The organism is Colwellia sp. MB02u-6, assembly GCF_014077095.1.
GTDB lineage: Bacteria > Pseudomonadota > Gammaproteobacteria > Enterobacterales > Alteromonadaceae > Cognaticolwellia.
Genome location: NZ_JACGVG010000035.1, coordinates 472,837 through 494,102 on the forward strand (window position 1 = coordinate 472,837; position 21,266 = coordinate 494,102).

A 21,266-nucleotide genomic window follows, 5' to 3' on the forward strand; every position below is an offset into this window, starting at 1 on the left:
TACTAGGTACAAATACGGTAGGCTAACAACCAGTCTTTCTTGTCTGATTCAATCTGATGTTAATTTAGCATTGACACTTTCAACAGTGCCTTTTAAAGCTTGTTATGAACCAGATTTCAAAAATAAATATGACTTACTTCGCTACATTAATTAAATAAAAATAGTCGAACAAACGCAGCAATGCAAACTGATATAGTGTAAGAACACCCTTTACAGCCCCTAATTTTGTTGCCTGTTTAGTCTTTGTATAGCTATTAATTAGACTTTTAATAACTTAGCGTAATAACTAAAATTTAAACAGTAGCCAGAGTGGTAAAGCCAGCAGCATAATGAAAATTTCAGGGGGGTAAGTGCTTAGTATAAGTTTTGTTGTGTCATTTTTGATTGATACACACCTTAAAGTGCAACGGGTATGTTTTATTTTTCAGCAAAGTGTCTTTATTATTAAAGAAGTCTATTAAAACTTTATATTGACGCCGTTTTGATTATTTGCAGCTATTGAATTTTACTGGAGATAAAGTCCAATTAAGTACTCGTTACTGACTTAAACGGCATTAGATTAAGTTATTATTTAAAAGCGAGCTATTTGCAAGCAACAAAGCGCAATTTTGCTACTTCCTGAGTAAGACGTTAAGATTTATTTTTATCATTGTTGACAAGTAATTGATGAGCTTGTGACCAAAATTTGCTCGATATTTTGTTAATCACATTTGACTCTGCATTAATTAAAATAGCAAATCCTATCTCTAACTCGGGCGAGTAACCAATATCGGCACGAAAGCCAGCAACCCAGCCAGAATGATAAATAATAGGATGACCGTCAAATTGATAAATGCGCCAGCCGTATCCGTAGTGAGCATCAGTTAAATGTTTACGCCAATATCGGCGGCGCAAATCTTTTTTTGTTTTAATACGTGGTGTCGTCAGTTCAGCGATTAGTGCAGGAGAAAGTGTTTCAGGGTTATGACCTAAATTGGCAATTAACCATTTTGATAAGTCAGCAATACTGGCGTTAATGCCTGCAGCGGGAGCCACTTTATAATAGTCAGGCTCAACATCTACTGTACGCCAAACATAGCGTGTGATATTTCTGCCTGCTCTATTTTTTTTACTTGTTTTTATCCGTTTTCTGAGAATGTGAGGCTTAGCGGTGTTTTGCTCTTGTAAAAACACCTCAATACCCACTGAGGCATTGGCCATTTTTAAGGGCGAAAAAATTCTTTCTTGGAGCAAAGTGGCGTAGCTTTTAGCACTAACCGCTTCAATGGCGGGTTGTAAAAATCCGTAGGCAATATTTTGATAGCCGTAACATCTTGCGGGCTGGCAAATCGGTGTAATACGATCAAACCGGCTAATTATTTTTTCCATACTCCAATTTTCATGTAGTAAATTATCGTAGGAATTTGGCATCAAGCCACTTGAATGACTGAGCAGGTGTTTTAATTGGATATTGTCTGCAGCGCCTTCGGTGGCTAAAGTAAAGTTAGGCACATACTTAGTGACTGGGTCTGATAATTTTAGCTGCTGCTCTTGTGCCAACATAGTGGTAATAGTAGCAGCAAAAGGCTTAGATACTGAGGCTAGGCGAAACACTGTATTATGATCTACTTTTTGGCTTTTCGCTTTATCAGTATAGCCAAAACTTTGCATGGCAAAAACTTGATTTTTTTTAATAATGGCATACGCGGCGCCTGGAATACTAAATTTTTTTATTTCGCTAGCGATATTAGCCGATAACTTTTTATTTACGCTATTTAGGTCAGTAGCATAGGAGGTGAATGTTAAAAATAAGGTAAAAAAAAGCGCGATAAAGCGGAAAAACATGCAGAGAACCTATTTGAAAGACTAGCTAGTTTAAACAGTTAACGCGAAAATAAGTAGTAATATTCATTCGCTATAAGGGCTGAACTAGCTAAGATATTGATTTTTTATAGCGCAGCACGTCTTGTTCTGACTTTCTTGCTAATGCTGAAACTGTATCTCAAGATCAAGGCTTATTTTTAAAAAAATAACGATTAGTTATGACTTTTTGCACTAAACCAAAAGTTCATGAAATCAGCGGTGAGTTTGTTTTCAATTTCCATGGCGCGCTCGGTGGGGCAAAAAATAGTGAAAATAATCTGTGTATCACCAAGCTCTGACGTGGCGACTTCAATATGAGGATCAGGTCCTGCAATTTTTATATCTAATCGACTTTCAATCACTTGGTTATATCTTACGGCAACATCATTAAAGTCGGCACAGTAGGTGTCAGCTTTGACTTTTAGCGCATCAATAAAATCAAATGGGTTAACGCTGCCATCTCGGGTAATAGTAAAGTGATGAACGGCGTAACGTTTAAGGAAGTTTAAGTTTTTAATTGCTGATGTCACCAATTGATTATTGGGCATGTAAAGTGTTTTACCGGTAAATTGATAATTACTGATATCAACTTCTAATAGCGTTAAATTGATCCAGTCAATAGAGTTCACTTCACCGCAATAATTACCCACTTGTATCCAATCACCAATACGAAAGGGACGATTTGATACCACATAAATAAAGCCAATAAGACATTGAATAAACTCGCGTGTAACAAGCACTATTGCCACAACAAATGCAGCAATTGAAAAAGCAAACTTTTGAATCTCAACAGACCAGATATTAAACACCACACAAATGAGTGCAAAATTGAATAGATTATTTAGTAAATTAACGCTTAAGCGTTTATCTAATTTTTTCTTTTTCGCGCGATGTTTAATTAAGCGTGTAATAACTAACTTTACCGTAATTATAGCGATAGCTAATACAGCGGTGACTAAAGATTTATTTTCTAAAAGAGATTCGATCATGTTTTGTCCAGTAAATTACTACAATAACGACTTACTTTGGCGCTAAAATGTGCACGGTAGATTATTTTACCCAACAAATCGAGTGAAATATGACTTTAATGATTATTTATTTGTCATGATGTAATCAAAAAAAATTTGTTCTGCTAATGTTCATTTATATTGTATAAAATAGTGTCTTGTTAAAAGAAACGACCAATAACTTAGAAACTTAGTCACCGAGCTTGTGTTTACTGTGCAAGTATAAATGGCTTTTAATAGGATATTTTATGAAATTATTTACTTGTGTTGTGCTGTTTATCTTTTCTACCTTAGCTTTTTCGAATACCAGTTTACCCAGTAACAGGCATATTAGCGTGACGGGCAGTGCACAAATGCTGGCGATGCCAGATATTGCCGTGGTATATCTAAATGTTGAAAGTGAACAAAAAAGCAGTTTAGCGGCTAAAAAAGAAGTCGATGAACGGGTAAACAATTTACTGAACGGATTAACTGACTTTGACGTTGATGAAAAAAATGTTTCGGCATCAAATATCTCAACCGAAGTGCGTTACGCTTATAACCGTGATGAGCGAGATACAATTGAAGGTTATCTTGCCCGGAGAACCTTAACAGTGACATTAAAAAATATTGAGAAGTTGAATGCCTTTATGGACTTTGCTTTAAGGGTAAAAATTAATGCTATTCGCAATATCGAATTAAAATCTTCCAACGAAAAGTCACTACAGCAAGAAGTTAATGCGCTTGCGGTTGAACATGCGAAAAGCAGAGGCCAATTACTGGCAAAGGCCTTTGGCGTAAATTTAGCGGCAATTTACAGTATCAATGCTAACTCAACTCAAATTCAGCAGCGGTATGGCGCCAATAATGAAGGTTATAAAACCAGTGTTCGTATGGCTGATAGCTCTGCAAAACCTGGGCGTTACTTACAAGAGAGTATGGTTTTTTCAGCGTCAATTAGTGTGGTATTTGATCTTGAACTATAAAGCGTTTTTTTGTTGATGTTAAATGTTTATTGATAGAGTATATATCGACTGACAACAATCTAGCGCCAAGCGCTACTGTATCTTTTTTTTTGGTGGTTTTTAGTCAATCGGCTTATATTAAGTGTTTTATTCGCTCAACTAACTTTACCGCGTTAAACTGATCAATAAGCGAATTATGCCATGAAAGCTATTACTTGATTCAAGGCATAGATAGGTTTAATTATTTATTAACCTATGGATAAGACAGGGAGTATTACTTACTTATTAGTAAACTGTTTAATCAGCAAGTAAGTTTGCTGATATTGCTCTGGTATCAGTTTTGACAGCAACATATAGGCGTGGATCAGTTCATCAAATTGATAATGTTCAACACTAACACCAGCTTGTTTGGCTTTATCAGCATATAAAATACCTTCATCTCGCAAGGGATCACAACCTGCGGTTATGACTAAGGTTTTGGGCATTCGGCGATCAAACACGCCAAGTAAAGGTGATGCCTTGGTTATCAGTGCCTTTGTTTGCTTAGTTATTTTCTCGCTAATCTTTTGATTTTTAAGATTGAAATATTGCCCAAAGTACCAATACATTTTATCTGCCTCTAGCAGAAAACCATGGCCATTTTCGTTAATTGACGGGCAACTCATGGTGTAATCAACACTGGGATAGATCAATATCTGTTTATCAATCTTGATATTAGGCTGGTCAATGTTGTTCATCACTAAGCTGGCACAAATTGCGCCACCGGCACTGTCTCCAGCAATATATAGTTGGCCGCTATGGCGGTGATCTTTTAGTAGCGCGGGGTAATTTTCTAACAAATATTGACAGTCGTCTAAACCACAAGGGTAAGGGTGCTCTGGTGCTAAGCGATAACCAATACAAATAACAATGGCATTGGTGGCAATAGCCAGTTCACGACTAATGGGATCATATAAATTAATGCTACCACACATATGGCCGCCGCCATGAAAGTGCAGTAAAACTGGTAGTGCTTTTTCTGTGTTTGGATGATAGATGCGCGCGGCAATATTATGCTCATTTATCGTCATGATTTTGTCTTCTATTAGTGCTAATTCAGGACCTGGTATCATATAAGCGGATAAATTTTCCAAATTTTGCCTAATAATGGCTGGCTCAAATGCTGCGCCACTTGCTTTAGCTTGCCCAATAGCAATATTAACTTGCTCAAGTAACGGCACTAAACTTTTCGATACATTTCCTCGCATATTAACTTCCTTCTGGCAGTGTTTTAGTTTTATGACCGGTTTCAGGTAAAAAGTAACTACCTATAAATAAGGTTGAACTCAGTACTGTGATTAAAATAAACGATCCGGTGTAATCACCTTGATTAGTATCGACCAAGCGACCGAATATCCAGAGAATTATCGTCGATATTATGTAACTAATTGAGTAAAACATACTAAAAACAATGGTAATACGAGTAGAAGTCATCTTTGGTAGCTCGTGTGGAATTGAAACGAGTGCGGTGACGGGGAAAAATATAAAAAAACCTAACACCATAGCAGCAAAAGTTTGTAGCCAATATAAATCACTAAACGAAAATACGGTGGTGCTAATAATAACCACTAAGCCCGACCAACGTATAACCGGCAAGCGTAAGGGCACGTTTTTACTATAAATAATACCGAAGATAGTGCCGACAATACCAAAGCCAATCACCCATTTACTTTGCACAATACCGGCCTTGGGATAAAAGGTGAACAAACAAATATAAAAGGCTAAAATACCTGAATAGGCTAGACCGTATAGCCAATTAAAACGCTCTGTTAAACCTTGGCGGTAAGTGTAATGTGCTGGTAAAGCGTTTTCATCTCTGCTTGCTCTTGATGGTTGCTCAACTTTAACCAACAGCCAAAGTAGGGCAACAGCCAAGCTAAGCACAGAAAATAGCGTTAAACTATTTTGCCAACTACCGGTAAGCTGATTAATACTCTGCATTTGCCACAAAATTATTGCCGTACCCATATTAAAAGCCACGGCGTTAATGCCATTAATGGTTGAGCGTTCTTCTGCTTTGAAAAACTGTAAAACGATAGGATTAAAATACACCACCATAAAAGCACCCCCCAGCCCCATTAAAAATCGACTGAGTAACAGCCATTCATAATTTGGTGCGTAAGGGGTTAATAAGCCGATGGTGATTAATAAACTGGCCACAAAAAAAGCATATTTAATACCGAGTTTAATCGCTATCCAAGCGGCAATGAAAGTGCCAACAATTTTAGCTAAAGTGACTGCACCACTAATAAAACTTGCTGACGCTAAGCTATGCACGTCAAGTGCAAGCATAATGCTTTGCATGCTAGCGGTACCACCGACCCAAGCCATGGCAAATAATACATAACTAAAGAAAACAATAGCTTCTACTAAATATTTGTTAGTGATTTTCATCTATAATAACTTTCAAACTGATTAACAATGAAGGGTTAGATTACCCTAGGATGTTAGGGAAATAAGTACTACCTTAGTGCACTAACATCAACAAACGCGCATGATATGTTAGATGAGATAAGTGTTGATGCGAGTATACAATTGTTAAAACAAAGGAATGAATTTGTTAGCTTGGTTATCTATTGATACGTGGTTGATCACCGCTCTTTCTATTGGCTACTTGTGCCTATTGTTTTTAGTTGCTCATAAAGGCCAAAATCAATCACCTGAACAATGGCGCTGTAAGCCGTGGGTATATAGCTTATCTTTAGCGGTTAGCTGCACCTCATGGGCTTTTTACGGCACAGTGGGTCAAGCCGCAACCACAGGCGCTTGGCTTGCACCGATTTATATTGGCTCCATGCTTTGTCTGGTATTAGCTTGGCCAATGTTGCTGAAAATGTTAAATATTATCAAGCGACAAAACCTTACTTCAATCGCCGATTTTATTGCCTTTCGTTATGACCGCTCGCCTAAAATAGCGATTAGTGTTGCGCTAATCGCTTTAGTTGGCACCATACCTTATATTGCCTTGCAACTACGCGCTATTAGCACCAGCTTTGATTTACTCACCGGCACTTTTCAATCAGGTATCAGTACCGCTTTTGTCGTTACCATCGTATTAATTGTATTCAGTATCTTATTTGGTACTCGGCAAATTGCTGCCAGTAAGCAAAATCAAGGCTTAGTTTTAGCCATTGCCTTTAGCTCAGTGGTGAAATTATTAGCATTAACTGCCGTGGGTATTTTCGCGACTTTTTTTGTTTTTGATGGTTTTGCCGACTTAGCTGCTCAGCAACAAAGTCAGGGCTTATTTACTGACGGTAATTCAGTTTATCTTGCGGTGACTCAGGCGATATTGGGCGCAATAACCATTTTTGTTTTACCACAGCAATTTCATATGATGATGATAGAAAACCATCACCCACAAGAGCTAAAAACGGCCCGTTGGTTGTTTCCACTGTATTTTATTTTAATTAACATTTTTGTTTTACCCATAGCAATTGCGGGCTTAATTACCTTTCCTGGCGGCAGTGTTGATGCCGACACTTATGTGCTTACCTTGCCGATGTTTTTTCAGCAAGCTTGGTTAGGTATTGTGGTTTATATTGGTGGTTTAGCGGCGGCAACTAGTATGGTGATTGTCTCTGCTATTGTGCTTAGCACCATGATTTCAACCGAAGTTATAACGCCAATAACCTTAAAATTTCACTATTTCAGTAAGGAAGGTGCACCGCAATTTTCTAGCTTGTTGTTAAAGCAGCGCCGACTGACCATTATCGCCATATTGTTACTTGCCTTTGCCTTTGAACGTAGTATTAATCAGCAAAGTCATTTAGCCAGTATTGGCTTACTCTCCTTTGTGTTGTTATCACAGTTTGCACCGGCGATTATCGGCGCTTTGTACTGGCGCAAAGCGAATGCTAAAGGCGCATTAATTGGCTTAATTATTGGCAGTTTGATGTGGTTTTATACCTTACTTTTACCCATCATAGCTCCTAATTTAGTGTGGGTACAAGATGGCGTTTTTGGCCTTGCTTGGTTAAAGCCAACTGCGCTGTTTGGCGTCAATTTTTTAGACTTAACCAGTCATGGCGTATTCTATAGCTTAATGAGTAATATCGTTTGCTTTGTTGGTGTTTCATTATTGACCCAACGCAGTCTAGGTGAAAAATTACAAGCAGACATTTTCATTAGTAAAGCTCAACAGCAAGTTGAGAGTAAGTTAAGTACAGAAGATCTTCACAGTTTATTAATGCGCTTTATCGATAAAAACGCCGCTGATGCCTTTATGTTGATCGCAAAGGCTAATCAAGTCAATCAAGTATCCTCTGACGTTGAACCAGTAAATCTGATTGAATATACCCGTGTGCAACTTTCTGGTGTACTGGGCTCAGCCTCAACACGTATGGTCATGAAAGCGGTATTAAGGTCAGCACAAATGCCCTTTGAAGATGTGGTGAGTATTGTGGATGAAGCAAATCAACTGTTTCGTTTTAACCGCGAGTTATTGCAGTCGGGTGTTGAAAATATTGAACAAGGCATCAGTGTGGTTGATGCGGATATGAGATTAGTGGCGTGGAATCAGCGTTATATTCAATTGCTTGATTATCCGGAAGGTTTTGTTCAAGCCGGCCTACCAATTGAAACCTTGTTAAACTTTAATATTGCGCGAGGCATTATTGTTGGTGGTGCTAATCATGAGCAGATGATCACCAAACGTATCGCGCATATGAAAAACGGTGATAGCCATCATTTTCAACGAAAAATGCTTAATGGCATGGTATTAGAAATTCGTGGACAGTCGATGCCTGCTGGCGGATTTGTCAGTACATTTTCAGATATTACCGCCCATATAGAAGCGGAAAAGTCCTTACAAAAAGCCAACGAAAATCTTGAGAAACGTGTGGCAAGCCGAACCCAGGAATTACAAAACGCCAAAGCTGAAGCCGAAGCGGCCAACAGTAGTAAAAGTCGATTTTTAGCAGCAGCAAGTCACGACCTTATGCAGCCTTTTAACGCCTTATCTTTATTTACCTCGATGTTAAAAAACAAAGTACAAGGTGAGGAACTCACCGCACTTGCTCAGCACATTGATGATTCATTAAACGTGGTCGAAGCCTTGTTGTCAGACTTAGTTGAGATTTCTCGCTTAGATAGTAGCTCTGAAAAAATAGTAAAAAGTCAATTCGCCCTTGATGACTTATTACAGCCACTCAAGAATGAATTTGCGGCCTTATCCGCGCAAGCCGGCATACGTTTCTCATATCAAGTTAGCCAATGTGTTGTGCATTCTGACAAACGCATGCTAAGGCGAATAGTACAAAACTTTTTATCGAACGCCGTACATTATTGCCATGATAAGCAGGGGGCAAAAGCGGGGATTCATAATCGCATTTTATTAGGCATACGACGCAGCAAAACCATGATACGGCTTGAGGTTTGGGATAACGGCCCAGGGATCGCGTTAGCACAACAAAAAACCATCTTTCGTGAATTTGAACGTTTAGCGCAAAACCGTGAAATACCAGGGTTAGGCTTAGGATTGGCGATATCAGAGCGCATAGCAAAATTACTCGGTTTGTCAATTTCCGTTAAATCTCAACTCGGTAAAGGTACGTGCTTTAGTATTGAAATACCGCGCGTCAGTACTAGTGAGGCCGCCATCGTTAACGCAAAAATACACCATAAAGGTAAGTTAAATAAAAGTTTGGAGGCTATAGCCGAAAGTTCACTCAAAAAATCTTTTAATAACATGGTGGTATTATTGCTCGATAATGACCAACTGATGTTAACCGCAATGGCCTCACAGCTGAGTGATTGGGGTTGTTGTGTGTTAACTGCATATGACCAACCGTCATGCCAGCAAGCATTAGCCAATGGCGAGATTATCCCTCATATTATTATTGCTGACTATCACCTTGAACATGGCAATAATGGCGTTGATTTAGTGCGAGCCATGTTGCGAGCACAACAATGGCAACTACCAGTGATAATTTTTTCTGCTGACCCATCAGAAAGCGTTCGACAACATACCAGTGATGCTGAGTTTTTGTTTTTACGCAAACCCGTTAAGTCATTAGCATTAAAGCGCATAATGCTGCAATTACTGGTATAAGCTGAGTTGCTTTTTTTATTAGTGCTATTCTGTGTACGACTAAGCAAGCTTTCTCCCGAATATTTTTATAGCCCTTGTGCTATTTAACATAGTCACTATGTAGATTTTATCGCCGAGATAATCTTAAGCACAGAGATAAAGTTGATCAGTAAAAAGTCTGCTATTGTTTAGCGTATATTTGGTCCTAAAAAGAAAAGGGCAAAGTTAGTTCGCCTCAAGATTAATCATCTTGCTGTACTTTGTTTTAAGGGCATATTTCTGCTTGCGTTTAAAAGCTGAGTTCAGTCACAAAAAACCGTTCAATTAACTATTTATTTTAGATGTTATGTTTCTAGGTAACTATGATCTTTAGGTAACTATGATCTTTAGGTAATTATGACTTTCAAATAACTAGTGTTCAAATAACTAGCGTTCAAATAAGAAAGCCTGCTTAATAGTCTTAAGCCGGCTTTTATCGCAGGTCTCATTAATCATTAATGATTAATATCTCTACTCGTCTGTTTTCAGCGCGACCTTCTACGGTTTCATTTGATGCCACAGGTTTGTTTTTACCAAAGCCACTAGAATTTACTCTATCTTTGGGAATAAGGCCCACTTGGGTAATAAAATTAGCAACCGTTTGGGCACGTGCTTGCGACAAGGTCATATTCAGCTCCTCGCTACCAAGGTTATCAGTATGTCCTGAAACCATGACGTTAGCACCAGGAAAATTCTTAATGGCTTCGATAATCTTATTCAGTAAAGCAAAATTACTTGACTCTATTTCACTACTACCTGATTTAAAAGCAAAGCCTTGGGCGCGAATAAGCACATTGTTTAACTGACGATATACATTGGCCTCTTCAGGGCTATACATTGACTGTACTCTGGAGAATCTTTCATCATCAGCTCTTTTTTGCGCCTGTGCCTGCTCGTATTCCATCTTAGCTTCTGCTTTATCTTTTGCTAACTGAGTTTGTTTTGTTTCGGCTGATTCCATCCCCGTTAACAAGGTTTTACGTTCTTCAACAACGTTTGCTACTGCTGCACTTAGCTTATTCACCACTTCTTTGTTTGGCTGGTTGAAGCCAACATCAGTATCAATAGATTTAACGACTTGGCTAAGTTGATCTTGATACCAAAGGATTTTTTGTTCTACATCAAAGTTGGCATTTTTAAAGGCAGTTTCAATATCGACTATACCCTTAGCCTTTTTTACCAACCATATTGCCCGGTTAGCATGTACGTTAGCTTCTTGAGTGTCAGTTCGATCGGCTTCTATTGTCGCTAAAGCAAGGCGGTATTCATCTTCTGCCATCGCCATAGTGCTAGGTGCTATATCAGCTAGATCATTTTTCTTGGCGTTAGTTAGTGCTTGTTCAGCAACACTGAGCATATTACGCTTTAACGAATTTAGCTCTATGTCTAAATATTGATTGCGCAAGGCATTGACATCGCGTGTTGCTTTTTCATCCTCCCCAACTTCAAGTAAGGCTAATACTTTTGCCAGTTCCGTTTCCGCTTTTTTAAAAGCAGTCGGTGCAGCTGAGCTTGCATTGACATTTATCGCTCGGTCTCGGGCATTGAAAACCTCCTCAAAAACATATTTTGCTTTTACGGCTTGTTTCTTCGCCATTTCAATATGCGCTATAACTTCGCTGGCACTATCATTTACTTTTGGGCTACTATTTTAAGCTTGTTCAAGTGCGTTTTGATAAATGTTTTCGGCATTTTTCAACTGTGCGGGCGAGTAGAGTGCTAATTTTTCACGCTTGGCAGCCTCAATGCTGGTTTTAGCCTGAGCCAATGTTGGGTGTTGTACTAACATTTCCTGCTCAGTCATGAGTTTTTGTGTAGCACAACCACTTAAGGTGGTGATAAGCAAGGCTACCGCTGCGTATTTTACTTTCATGTCATTATCCATTTAACAGTGAATTAATTGAAGCGCTTACCTTGCGCTAAGTAACTAATAAAAAAGGCTAACCAGCTACAATATGGCTGTAAAATCGTTCGTTTTACAGCCAAGCGGCAGGTGTTATTATTTCCTTGTGCTGTCTGTTTTATCTAGATTAACATTAGCACCGCCAGGGATTTAAACCAGTAACTATCGCCCAAAGAGCATGAAAGTTTTGAGAAAAAAATTGTTGTTAAACGCGAGGAGTTTATAAGCTTTACAGCTGTTTTAGGGAGATTAAGACACATTCAAATGCTGTGAAGGGCTTAGCATGAGTTGCTGATATACTAGGCCAGCTAATGTGCGGTTGTTTACTGCTAATTTTAATAATATCGCGGAAACATGCTTTTTAACTGTAGTTTCTTTGATGTCGAGATCATAGGCAATTTGCTTATTTAACAGACCATCGGCTATTTGGCTTAATACTATGTATTGCTGAGGGGTGAGTTGGCTTAATTGTTTGGCCAGTTTCTGGTGCGCTAAAGCTATTTTTTGGTCAGCATTAAATTCGATGTTTTTTGGTAACCAAATCCCCCCAGCCAAAACAGTATCAATGGCTTGTGCTATGGTGGCTAAATCAGCCGATTTAGGAATAAATGCTGCTGCACCAAAGTTAATCGCTTTTTGCATGGTTTCAGAGTTGTCGTCTGACGAGACCATGATCACCACAATATCGGGAAAATGGTTTTGCAGTTGGGTTAAGCCGGTAAAGCCATCATTACCTGGCATATGTAAGTCTAGAAAAACAATTTCTAAGCTGTTGTTAAGGCTAACCGCTTTGAGTAGATCGTTAAAGTTGTCTACTTCTAAGCTTTCGTCATCCTCAATACATTCAACTATGGCTTGTTTTAATGCTGTGCGAAACAAGGGGTGATCGTCGGCGATAATTACTTTTGCTTGATTCATTACAACAGCCTTTTATATGAGTACAACACTAGGAGGTCGCCCAACACACTGAAAATAATGAACGTATTATCAAGTCTATTAGCTTTATTCCCAAAGCGGGAACTAATTTAAGCGACGGCTTAATTTTTTATTATTAAAAAAATGCCAGTAAAAACCAGCGCTTTATATGCGTTGAAAAGAGCATGATTTTAGAAGCTATAACCTATGGTCAATGAAAGGGTTTCAGGATCCCCGTAATAACCAATCAGTGTCGTATCACCACCTAAACCAGGTTGATAACTGCCATCATTATTTTGTGCGCCTAAGAAGGCGTAGTTACCGACTAAGTACCCTTCGTCGGTAATATTTTTCCAATGCAGTGCTGCAGTCCAGTCTCCGTTGTTGCTATACCAATTAACACCAAAGTTAAGCAGACCATAGCCGTCTTGAGTTAATAAGTTTTCGGTAACGTTTAAGTCATACTCACTCCGGTAATAGTAATTACCATTAACAACAAAACTACCCACTGATGTTTCGATATTATAAGCAAAACCAAGGTTAGCGGTAGTTTCAGGAGTATTAGTAATAGTGAAGCTGTCGCTAATATCTATCTGGTTACCGTCATTGTCAAATGATGTTACTTCGTCAAAAGATGAGTCAATCAAGCCTAAACTGGCAAACACATTTAAGTTATCTGCTACAGCATATTCAATTTCTAATTCTAAGCCTGAGGCTGTCGAAGTCCCTATATTACCTAAACGTTGACTTAATGCACTGTTGTCTGCTGTGGGTAATACCGTAACAAATTGTCTGTTTTTATGATCAAGGTAGAAGGCTGTCGCATTAACCCTTAAATTATTATTCCACTCACTTTTCAGGCCAATTTCAAATGAATCTACCACTTCTGGATCTACTGCTGGTTCCGGACCACTGGCTCTTGGATTAAAAGTACCTGATTTAAAGCCTTGTGAATAACTGGAAAAAAACATCATGTCGTCTGAGTATTGATACTCTACGCCTACACGCGGGGTAAAGCGCGACCAATCTTCTTTATCATTGAGCACTTCAGGGAATTGAACATCACCACGTTCATAACCGGGTACCCAGCCACTCTCTGGATAAACTGTTTCAAATACCACACCATTATTAACGTTAGCTATTTTTTCTTCTTTGGTATAACGCGCACCCAAGGTCATGGAGAATTTATTGCTGATACTATACGAACCTTGAGCATAAACAGCATAACTTTCACTGTTATTACAACCCGTCACTTCTCGAGTTAACCCAGTTAAATCCAAAGACTTGCCGAAATCCTCTAAAATAGCGTCGAAGTGGCCGCATGATTCACCATCAAAGTAGTATAGACCAGAGACAAAGGCTAAATTATCTGAGTTATAGTTTAGCTGAAATTCTTGAGTAAATTGCTCATCATCATAAATGGCAGGGACATCAAAAATACGCTCGGCGGTGTTATCAAAATCAATATTTGTTTTTGAATAATTATCACGGCTTGAGGTGATTGATTTAACCGACCAAGTATCATTGATCCTATATTCAGCTGTTAGGCTGAAGCCTTCTGACTCAACACTATTCCACGTAGGCATACTGGTGTAAGAGTCATAAACACTCTTGGGTACTGGCGCATTAGTCAATATGCTTGGCAGTAAACGATAGCCGCCTTTGGCATTTGAGTCGTCGGTGGTTTTATCGTAATTAAAACGCAAGAATAAATCCTCTGTCGGTTCGAACTCAATGGTAATACGACCCGCAAAAATATCTTTATTATAGTTCTCTAAGTTTTGACCCGGTAAAGCAGATTGTAAAAATTCCCCATAACCCTCTCTCTTTAGGTCAGCCAAAGCAAAGCCAACATATAATTTATCAGCTATCACTGGGATTTTACCCGCAACTTTATAATCTTTACGATCGTAAGTACCAAAGGTTCCTTTAAGATCAAGTTCTACATCACCAGACATTTTTTTAGTAACATATTTAATAGCACCACCAATCGTGTTTTTACCATATAAACTACCTTGAGGACCTCGTAATACTTCAATACGTTCAACATCAAGAATATCTAATACGGCTCCCTGTGGACGGGCAATATAAACATCATCAACATAAATGCCGACACCCGGTTCATAGCCCCAAAGTGGATCATCTTGACCAACACCACGAATAAAAGCAGTTAAGGTTGAGTTAGTACCACGACTGGCTTGTAAGGTAGTATTTGGTGAAAACTGTTGAACTTCTGTCATCACACTAATGCCATTTTGCGCTAGTTCTTCAGCACCAATAGAAGTGATTGCGACAGGTACAGATTGTAAACTTTCTAATGCTTTTCGAGCGGTGACTTCAATCCGCTCCAATGTTGGAGCATTGCTTAGCTGTTCATTCGCTGCTGCGGCCAAGATGCTTTGACTGGTCAGTACGGCTGAAATGGTGATGGCCAAAACACTTAGCCTTAGGTGGTAATGCTCCATAATATCTCCCTATGTTTTAAATCTAATCAATCGCTAATTTGCGCTGTTTTTATTTCTTCATTAGTATGCTTAAAACTTTATAGTAAATTTGCCATAAGACAATTTGTACTATAGTAGTATGTTGTTGTTTTTCGTATTTAAGTTGTTGTAATTTAATATATTAAATATTAAATTATTTTTTGCTATCGTGGGGTTTTAGCTAATAATTTATATCTTCCAAGCCTCAAGTAAGTACAATATTGTGCTAATAGGGGTGTTAATGACAAACGGCGCTTCACTGCCGCCATCAATTTTTTGTGGCGCTACAGCAATGCCATGGCCCATATTTTCAATTTCAATGAGTTCGACATTCACTTGCTTGTTCTGTCCTTGCCATTGGCTAACTTTATAGCCCTGGTGCTTTGAGATAATAGGCTTTTTTGATGACTGAGTTAGCTCGGCCCAATGGATAGCAAGTTGTTGTGAATTTTTTGGGTTAACGACTGTATCTTGAGAACCGGTCCAAATTGACAGCGTAGGCCAATAGTTTGTTGAGCTGTTTATTTGATGCACTAATTGGGTTAATTGCTCAGGGCCTTGTGAGGGGCCGCTGCGCATGCAGGCAATAGCTGTGCTTAAATTATGGGCGCAAGGGTAGGGTATGCCAGCAATAATGGCGCCAGCAGTAAATAGTTGTGGGTAATTAACCAACATCGAACTTGCCATTGCACCACCGGCTGATAATCCTATAATATATATTTTGTTAAAATGATGGTCAGCATTAACACTGGTAATCATGTTTTTTATTGACAGGCTTTCACCTTGGTTTTGCGCTATATCTTGTGAAGAAAACCAATTGAAGCAGCCTTGAATATTATTGTCTTGGCTTTGCTGTGGAATAAGTAGCGAAAATTTTTTTTTGTCTGTTAAAGCCATTAAGCCACTTTGTTGTGCGAGCACTTGCCCTTGTTGAGCACAACCGTGTAACAAGACAATAAGGTTTTTATTATCTTTAGCGCCTTGAAAATAACTGGCGCTTAGCTCACCAGGATTAAGGCCAAATTCAGTTAATGCCGTTGGCTTAGCTAGGCTGTTAGCACTTAACAAGCTGATGGTAATTATGATAAACATCAATAAATATTTAGTCATGTTAAATTTCCATAATAAAAAGTAAAAAGTAAAAAGTAAAAAGTAAAAATCAAAGCTGACAATTAAGAGGCCAATAAAATCATTTCAGCTTACCAGCATGGCTTATAAAATTAAGTTGTAGAATGCTACTTTAGGTCCAGAAAAAGGGCTGATAATTATGGTAAATAATAAAACTAGTGGTTTGAGTCTGTGGGCAAAAACGTTAAGCTGTCGAGATAATCACACTATGCTATGACTGTGTGGCTAATCACATGAACCTAATATGAAAGTGACATTAAAACTAAGTTAAAGAGGCATAAAGTATGACAGTTAAAAAGTTGGCGCAGCGTTTGTTTATTATCAAGCCGTTATTAAATTTTGCCTTTGTTGCCTGCTTAGTGTTTATTGTGATTTTATTTCTTAAAGGCTCGATTGCCGAGCAAAATAGCTATGGTGTACCGAGTTTGTTATTAGCCACATGGAGCTTGTTATTAAGTGCGATATTAGGTTTATTAGTTAATACGCCAAATATTGACGATATGCCCAAAGGTTGGTTTGCCCGGATGAAACATCGGCTAGCAAAAAGTATATTTACCTTGGCCGCAATGGTTTTCATTTTTATCAGCTTAGCACTGCTCTATGCAACAATAAAACTGTTGAATTTGTGATACTAATAAGCTATTTATTCTGATGAAACTACCTACCAAGCCTTCTGTTAAAGCTATTTACCGATTATCAATTAAATATCAACAGTGATTCTGTGCAATATAGTGTTGGTGAATACTGAACAGTTGTGTCATAAATTTAGCCAGATAATAGCCCTATTTAATCACGTTTATTTATTTTCCAATCGGGCGTTTTTAGTCTGTTTTAAAAGGGGTTTCTCGGTTGAAGCTAAATGGAATTGTAGGTAAATCATTATCAGTTAGTATATTATCTTTGCTCGTCAGTAAATTATTCCTTCAGAAAAGAGCCATAAATAATGGAACATCAACAGCATCTAGCCTTACTTGGCGCTATAGCTCAAGGCGATAAAAAGGCGTTTTCAGCGCTTTACCAAACCACCAGTAAACAGCTTTATGCGGTTAGCTTGAAAATGTTAGCTCGTAAAGAATTAGCTGAAGAAGCTTTGCAAGAGGCTTATGTGCGTATTTGGCATAACGCATCAGAATACCGAGTGGGCAAGGGCACAGTGTTGACCTGGATGATCAGCATAGTGCGTTACCGGGCGCTAGACATTTTGCGCTATAACAAAATTCGAAAAGAAGATGAATTAATTGAGCAATATAGCGTTGATCAAGATACGCCCGAGAAAACCCATGACATAGAACAATTGTTACTAGACAAGTGCTTGCAAAAGCTTGATCTGCAACAACGTCAGGCTATTTATTTGGCCTACTTCAATGGCTGCTCCCATCAGGAGGTGGTTAAACACCTAAATAATCCTTTGGGAACGGTTAAAAGCTGGATAAGACGCGGTCTTACAAGTTTACAAAGTTGCTTAACCTCATGAATTATTTATCTGAAAACCTCAAAAACGCGCTCGCTGCAGAATACGTATTAGGTACCTTGCGCGGACCTGCTCGTCAGCGCTTTCAAAAATTAATGATGCAACATCCGCCGATCAGCGAGGCAACCCACACTTGGGAGCAGCAGCTAAATGGCTTAGGAGAAAAAATCCGACCCGTGACACCTGATGCTTCAGTTTGGCTGCGCATCGAGCAGCAGCTAGGGTTTGTTACTGAACCAGAAAAAAATAATATTGTGTCGATAACCAAGGCCAAGCCAAGAATATGGCAAAGCATCGCGGGTTTAGCGTCAGCGGCTGCCTTGGTGCTAGCGGTATTATTAGTCAATGTTGAACCCATATCAGCACCTGATGCTCAGCAACTCGCTTTGGTGAATAATGAACAAACTGAGCTGTTATGGGCACTAGAGATTGGCAAAGACACTATTGATATTCAAGCGACTAAAAGCTTAGTGGCGCAGGCTAATGCGGATTATCAATTATGGATAGTACCAGCAGATGGCAGAGCGCCTATCTCTTTAGGCTTATTACCTAAAACGGGTAAATTGACCTTAAGTAAACCTCAATTGTTTGATCAAATTGAAATTGCTGCTTTGGCGGTGAGTTTAGAGCCTCTAGGTGGCTCGCCTAATGGTTCACCTACTACCGTGCTATATACCTCTAAATTGGTTACGCTTTAGTTTATTAATAAGCGCTAATGAGTTTACACTTACCGCATGATTTGTACTGAATAAGATGAAAAGCGAAACGCAAGTTTCGCTTTTTTTTAGATTTTTTTACTGCCTTGAAATAAATATACCCATTAGCGCTCTGTTATTAGTGTGTTGGATACATCGTCAATAATTAAAAAATATTGAGCGGGATTACAGCATAAGTTTAACTAGCTCGTACAAGTTGTGTCAGCTGCATAAGTTGAAAGGTAACCTAGCCAATAAAAGCACAAATGCATATAGTATTGTTGTTTTCTAGTTTCAAACCAGTTTGCATTAGTTAATTAAGTTACCTAGGCGGGATGAACAATATAATCAATGAAAGAGCACAAAAGTATAAAGGCATAGAGATAGTGCGGTACATAAGAGCGACATATAAGCTATGACAAGTTTTTAATCGGGTTGATAAATATACCCTATTCACGTATTTAAGCTGATTAATCGCTTGGAAAAATAATTAATTTAAAAAAGATTACTTTCTTTGCATCCAATGCTTAATCTCAATCGTTTAACTAGATGAACTCTAAAAAAAGTACGATTAAGAATCATAAAATTAAAAAAGGAAACGTCATGAAAAAATATAAATTAACGCTTATTGCCTCGGTAATTATGAGTGCAACCTTGTCTCAAGCTGTTACAGCATCAAGTCATCGTGAAGCACCAAATGTTACGCGCATGCCGACAATAGATTCAACAGATTTTTATTCATTCAATAGTTACGAAGCAGGGCGTGGCGATTATGTCACCCTAATCGCGAATTATATCCCTTTACAAGATGCCTATGGTGGACCCAACTATTTCGCAATGGATCCTGCTGCGACTTATGACATCCATATCGACAGCGATGGCGATGCCGTTGAAGATATGACTTTTAGTTTTAATTTTAGTCAGATGCTAGGTAATGACAATGCGGGTATTGCTTTGATGGTAGGTCCAGAAGGTGAACAAATATCTGTTGGTGTACCGCTTAAGAATGTGGGTAAGATCACTGCGGATAATCAAGGGGCAGCTAATTTCTCAGAAAAATACACGGTTAAAATGACTTCAGGCCCGATGCGCACCGGCACTACTGCCAATGTCACCAATATGGATACTGGCGGAACAAACTTTCGCAAGCCACTAGATTATATCGGTACTAAATCATTTGGCAGCGCTGCAGAGTATAAAACTTATGCAGACAGTTTTGTTTACTCAGCAGGTATCCCTGGATGTGATGTGCCGGCTAAAGTATTTGTTGGTCAGCGTAAAGATGCATTTGCTGTCAACTTGGGTAAGGTATTCGATTTAGTGAACTTTGTTCCTGTTGAAGGTGACAGTGTTCGTGGTAATGGCGATGGAGAAGGTTTCCCAGACGGTATTACTCAGTCATCAATGAATGATGACTTAGCTGATAAAAACGTCACCAGTATTGCTATTGAAGTACCAACAGCTTGTTTAATTGGCGAAGGTAATGGTGTTATTGGTAGCTGGACTAGCGCAAGTTTGCCACAAGCAAGGATTTTGAATCCTAATGCTAGTTTCGATAGCACTGAAGTGAACGGCGGTGCAATGACTCAGGTTTCACGTTTGGGTTCACCGCTAGTAAATGAGTTGGTTATCGGTTTAGCAGATAAAGATAAATTTTCAACTTCGCACCCTAGTAATGATGGTCAGTTTATCAATTATGTCACACACCCAACGTTACCTGAGTTACTGAACATTCTGTTTAAAGATGCGGTAAACACTAGACTTGGCACTGAGTTAGAAACATTGGCACCAACAAACTTTCCACGTACTGATTTAATTGCGGCATTCTTGACCGGCGTTGCAGGTGTTAATCAGCAGTCAACTGTTACGGGTTCTGAAATGTTGCGCCTAAATACCGGTATTCCTGCCAAGCCAGCTAGCGAGCAATCTGCATTTGGTGTTGCCGGAAACGATTTAGCTGGTTTTCCAAACGGTCGTCGTCCAGGTGATGACGTAGTAGATATCGCACTTCGTGTAGTGATGGGAGCCTTGTGTCATGACATTCCAGTCAATGGCGAACCTACAAACCTAGGCTTCTGTGCACCAGAAGATGCTAATGTTGGTAATGTACCTTTCACAGATGGCGCGCCTAGCGATGCATCTATTATGGGCGATAGCTTTCCATATTTGGCTACGCCGTTACCTGGTTCTGAATAAGGAGCACTTTAATGCAATATAATAAACGCAACATAACGTCGCATATTATCGCAGCACCTAAACTTAAGGTAATAGCGTTAAGTTTAGCGACCACTTTGGTACTTGCAGGTTGTAACGATGGCTATAAAGAGCCGGCCGAGGTGCCAAATGCGCCACCCACTTCGATAACGGTGGATTTGATTACTCAAACAGAAACGCCGATCACTGATATGTTAAGTGCAACCGACGCCGATGGCGACAGTTTGAGCTTTAGCCTTGATCAACAGGCAACATCAGGTGTGGTTACTGTTAGTGGCAATGGTGGATTTACTTACCAACCAAATAACGAAGTAACCGGTAGTGACAGTTTCACCTTTTCGGTCACTGACGGAGTAAACACTGCAGTTACAGGTACGGTCAACATTACTATTGAAGCACAGCAAGTGTCTTTTGCCAGCTACAGTCGTGCAGCTTTTAATCAACATTCGAATGATAAACCTTTGGCCGTTAATGGTCGTGCGTTTATGCAAGATGTTGAGGATCCAGCGGCATACGACGATTTACTTCCACAGTAAAATAGAGCTTGACTGCGCC

At 39.1% G+C, this 21,266-nt stretch carries 16 protein-coding genes; 7 read left to right on the top strand and 9 right to left on the bottom strand.

What is annotated here, in order from left to right; all coding sequences use genetic code 11:
• Positions 1–630: 630 nt before the first annotated feature.
• Together H4J46_RS11610 and H4J46_RS11615 are read right to left on the bottom strand one after the other, a co-directional pair.
• A complete protein-coding gene (locus tag H4J46_RS11610; protein ID WP_182233637.1) occupies positions 631–1,824 on the bottom strand; it encodes a serine hydrolase in 1,194 nt (397 codons plus the stop codon).
• Positions 1,825–2,015: 191 nt separating this feature from the next.
• Entirely contained in the window at positions 2,016–2,831 is an 816-nt protein-coding gene (locus tag H4J46_RS11615) for a mechanosensitive ion channel family protein (RefSeq protein ID WP_182233638.1), read from the bottom strand.
• Positions 2,832–3,097: 266 nt separating this feature from the next.
• Here H4J46_RS11615 and H4J46_RS11620 point away from each other — a divergent pair, with 266 nt between their 5' ends.
• Positions 3,098–3,814 carry an SIMPL domain-containing protein gene (locus H4J46_RS11620; protein ID WP_182233639.1) on the top strand — a complete coding sequence of 239 codons (717 nt, stop codon included), beginning with the start codon at positions 3,098–3,100 and terminating at the stop codon, positions 3,812–3,814.
• A gap of 257 nt (positions 3,815–4,071) precedes the next feature.
• Here the strand turns inward: H4J46_RS11620 and H4J46_RS11625 are convergent, their stop codons facing one another.
• A complete protein-coding gene (locus H4J46_RS11625) occupies positions 4,072–5,040 on the bottom strand; it encodes an alpha/beta hydrolase (protein ID WP_182233640.1) in 969 nt (322 codons plus the stop codon).
• Between the two features lies 1 nt (position 5,041).
• Positions 5,042–6,226, bottom strand: coding sequence for an MFS transporter (locus tag H4J46_RS11630; protein ID WP_182233641.1), 1,185 nt, complete (start codon positions 6,224–6,226; stop codon positions 5,042–5,044).
• 157 nt (positions 6,227–6,383) lie between these two features.
• On the opposite strand from H4J46_RS11630, the gene H4J46_RS11635 reads away from it, so the two are divergent.
• Positions 6,384–9,884 (top strand): PAS-domain containing protein, encoded by a 3,501-nt coding sequence (locus H4J46_RS11635; RefSeq protein ID WP_404851785.1) that lies wholly within the window; start codon positions 6,384–6,386, stop codon positions 9,882–9,884.
• 466 nt (positions 9,885–10,350) lie between these two features.
• Here H4J46_RS11635 and H4J46_RS11640 read toward each other — a convergent pair whose 3' ends face one another.
• The 5 genes from H4J46_RS11640 to H4J46_RS11660 all read right to left on the bottom strand — a co-directional run bounded on the left by H4J46_RS11640 (position 10,351) and on the right by H4J46_RS11660 (position 16,313).
• Positions 10,351–11,499, bottom strand: coding sequence for an OmpA family protein (locus tag H4J46_RS11640; protein WP_182233643.1), 1,149 nt, complete (start codon positions 11,497–11,499; stop codon positions 10,351–10,353).
• 54 nt (positions 11,500–11,553) lie between these two features.
• Entirely contained in the window at positions 11,554–11,775 is a 222-nt protein-coding gene (locus H4J46_RS11645; protein ID WP_182233644.1) for a hypothetical protein, read from the bottom strand.
• Positions 11,776–12,054: 279 nt separating this feature from the next.
• Positions 12,055–12,723, bottom strand: coding sequence for a response regulator transcription factor (locus tag H4J46_RS11650; protein WP_182233645.1), 669 nt, complete (start codon positions 12,721–12,723; stop codon positions 12,055–12,057).
• A gap of 188 nt (positions 12,724–12,911) precedes the next feature.
• Positions 12,912–15,185 carry a TonB-dependent receptor gene (locus H4J46_RS11655; protein ID WP_182233646.1) on the bottom strand — a complete coding sequence of 758 codons (2,274 nt, stop codon included), beginning with the start codon at positions 15,183–15,185 and terminating at the stop codon, positions 12,912–12,914.
• A 207-nt stretch (positions 15,186–15,392) separates the two neighbouring features.
• Positions 15,393–16,313, bottom strand: coding sequence for a PHB depolymerase family esterase (locus H4J46_RS11660; protein ID WP_259365808.1), 921 nt, complete (start codon positions 16,311–16,313; stop codon positions 15,393–15,395).
• 302 nt (positions 16,314–16,615) lie between these two features.
• On the opposite strand from H4J46_RS11660, the gene H4J46_RS11665 reads away from it, so the two are divergent.
• The 5 genes from H4J46_RS11665 (at position 16,616) to H4J46_RS11685 (ending at position 21,247) form a co-directional block, all read left to right on the top strand.
• Positions 16,616–16,960 (top strand): hypothetical protein, encoded by a 345-nt coding sequence (locus H4J46_RS11665; protein WP_182233647.1) that lies wholly within the window; start codon positions 16,616–16,618, stop codon positions 16,958–16,960.
• Positions 16,961–17,274: 314 nt separating this feature from the next.
• Entirely contained in the window at positions 17,275–17,805 is a 531-nt protein-coding gene (locus H4J46_RS11670; protein ID WP_182233648.1) for an RNA polymerase sigma factor, read from the top strand.
• Entirely contained in the window at positions 17,802–18,500 is a 699-nt protein-coding gene (locus H4J46_RS11675; RefSeq protein WP_182233649.1) for an anti-sigma factor domain-containing protein, read from the top strand. The genes H4J46_RS11670 and H4J46_RS11675 overlap by 4 nt, the downstream gene beginning before the upstream one ends.
• 600 nt (positions 18,501–19,100) lie before the next feature.
• Positions 19,101–20,693, top strand: coding sequence for a DUF4331 domain-containing protein (locus tag H4J46_RS11680; protein WP_182233650.1), 1,593 nt, complete (start codon positions 19,101–19,103; stop codon positions 20,691–20,693).
• 11 nt (positions 20,694–20,704) lie between these two features.
• The gene (locus H4J46_RS11685) at positions 20,705–21,247 is read left to right on the top strand and encodes an Ig-like domain-containing protein (RefSeq protein ID WP_182233651.1); all 543 of its coding nucleotides are present in this window, start codon (positions 20,705–20,707) and stop codon (positions 21,245–21,247) included.
• Positions 21,248–21,266: the final 19 nt, after the last annotated feature.